1 protein-coding gene and 2 pseudogenes are annotated in these 1,795 nt (G+C 77.9%); all 3 read right to left on the bottom strand.

The window, feature by feature from the left end; translation table 11 throughout:
* Window positions 1–438, bottom strand: a pseudogene (locus tag HUW36_RS32145) (hypothetical protein); the annotation flags it as partial.
* On the bottom strand, window positions 435–1,646 hold the full coding sequence (locus HUW36_RS32140) for a TadA family conjugal transfer-associated ATPase (protein WP_174531496.1): 1,212 nt from the start codon (window positions 1,644–1,646) through the stop codon (window positions 435–437). The pseudogene HUW36_RS32145 and the gene HUW36_RS32140, both read right to left, overlap by 4 nt.
* A pseudogene (locus tag HUW36_RS34720) lies at window positions 1,643–1,795 on the bottom strand (septum site-determining protein Ssd); the annotation flags it as partial. The pseudogene HUW36_RS34720 and the gene HUW36_RS32140, both read right to left, overlap by 4 nt.

Here is a 1,795-nt window from a genome sequence, read left to right as displayed (position 1 = left end):
CGCGCCGAGCCGGTCGAGATCGCGGCGGTGCACGAGGTCGGCCGCCCGGCGGGCACGTCGGCGCAGCACCGCCCGGGCGCCGAGCGCGCCGTAGGCGGCCAGCACCAGACCGGCCACCGGACCACCGAGCAGCATTCCGGCTCCGCCGCCGAGCAGTGCCGCCAACGGCAACGCGTGTCGGGTGGGGAGCGCCGGGCGGAACGGCCACCCGACGGAGGTCGGGCCGGGGTCGGCACGCGGCTCCCGCGGATGGGTGCCCTTGATGCCGCCACGGGCGTCGGACGCCGGCGAGGCGCGTCCACCGACAGGCGGACCTGCGGGGCCGGACGGCGGGCCGAGGATCACGCGCCGCCGGATCCGGCCGGTACGGGTCGGCCAGGCGACGGCCGTCGCGGCGCCGGTCAGCAGCACGACCACCAGCCAGAGCTGGCCGGTCACGACGGGCCCGCCGAGCCGGGCCAGGCGACGCGGAGGACCGGCGGCACGGACACGCCCCGCTCGCGCAACAGGTTGCCGAGGGACCGGGCGGCCAGACCGAGCCCTCGCCCCCGGATCCAGGCCGGTACGACGGTGACCACCCGGTCCGGCCCTTCGGGCAGGAGCAGGCCGACCGAGTCGAGCACCCGGCCCTCGGCGGTCCGGCGCACCTGGAGGACGACCTGGATCGCGGCCGCGACCTGGGCGTGCAGCGCCACCCGTGGCAGCCCGCCGAGCATCCCGAGCGCCTCCAGCCGGGCCGGTACGTCCGCCGGGGCGTTGGCGTGCAGTGTTCCCGCCCCGCCGTCGTGGCCGGTGTTCAACGCGGCCAGCAGGTCGACCACCTCGGCGCCCCGGCACTCGCCGACCACCAGCCGGTCCGGTCGCATCCGGAGCGCCTGCCGGACCAGGTCACCCAGCCCGACCGCCCCGACGCCCTCCACGTTCGTGGTGCGCGCCTGGAGGCCGATCACGTGCGGATGCACCGGCCGCAGCTCGGCGGCGTCCTCCACCAGCACGATCCGTTCGGTGCCGGGCACCAGCCCGAGCAGCGTGTTGAGCAGCGTGGTCTTGCCCGAGCCGGTGCCGCCGGTGACCAGGTACGCGAGGCGGGCGGCGACCACGGCGTCGAGCAGCGGGGCGACCGGACGCGGCACGGTGCCCTGGGCGACCAGTTCGTCGAGCGTGAACGGCCGCTGGCGGAAGGTGCGCAGTGACAGGTAGGGGCCGTCGGTCGCCACCGGCGGCAGCACCGCGTGCAGCCGGGTGCCGTCGGGCAGCCGCGCGTCGGCGTAGGGCGAGGCGTCGTCCAGCCGGCGACCGGCCGCCGAGGTCAGCCGCTGCGCCAGCCGGCGGACGTCGTCGACGGTGCCGAGCGGCACCGCGACCTGGTGCAGCCCTCGCCCCCGGTCGACCCAGACCCGGACGCCGTTCACCAGCACGTCGGTGACCTCCGGATCGGCCAGCAGCGGCGCGAGCGGACCGGCGCCGACGAGGTCGTCGTGCACCCGGTCGGCGATCCGCAGCAGGCTGGTGTCGCCGAGGACGCCGGCGGACGAGTCGGCGCGTACGGCGGAGACGACCGCGGCGGCGGTGACCGGGGCGTCTTCGGCGACGAACCGGTGCCGGACGCGGACCGCCAGCTCCCCGGGGCGGGCGGGCCCGGTCACGCCGCACCCGCCTCGGACCGCCCGGTCAGTTCGTCGACGAGCCGCTGGCACAACGCGGCGAGCGGACCCTTGCCGGTGGCGCCCGGCGCCTCGCCCCGTTCCAGCCCCCGGCAGAGACCGGGCTCGGGCCGGAGCGTGCCGGCCAGGGG

It is taken from the genome of Micromonospora maritima (assembly GCF_902825405.1).
Classification (GTDB): domain Bacteria; phylum Actinomycetota; class Actinomycetes; order Mycobacteriales; family Micromonosporaceae; genus Micromonospora; species Micromonospora maritima.
This window is presented reverse-complemented; position numbering and strand designations above follow the sequence as displayed.